This window comes from Staphylococcus ureilyticus (assembly GCF_002902235.1).
Classification (GTDB): domain Bacteria; phylum Bacillota; class Bacilli; order Staphylococcales; family Staphylococcaceae; genus Staphylococcus; species Staphylococcus ureilyticus.
This window is the reverse complement of the sequence record NZ_PPRL01000184.1, coordinates 437-694: the sequence shown is the minus strand read 5'-3', so window position 1 is coordinate 694 and position 258 is coordinate 437. Positions and strand designations below refer to the sequence as shown.

At 26.0% G+C, this 258-nt stretch carries 1 pseudogene; it reads left to right on the top strand.

Going from position 1 to position 258, the window contains the following annotated elements:
- Window positions 1-258 (top strand): annotated as a pseudogene (locus tag CD150_RS13560) (hypothetical protein); the annotation flags it as partial.

Sequence of the window (258 nt, the reverse complement as noted above, 5' to 3'; positions counted from 1 at the left end):
CTAATAATGTCATTATTTGATAATACATGGAATAATATCGAAGAATTTTGGAATAAGACAAATATTGATAATATATCTGAGCAGTATATTAACTTAAAAAATGAAAATATTAATAACTTAAATAACAAATTTTCTTGGATTCATGACGAAGATAAACCTTTTATCAATACCGATAATTGCAAAGCGGCTGATTGGGGCATACCTAATCAAGTTTTAGGTAATCTTGAAAATGCAAAAATCATCATTGGACTATTTAAC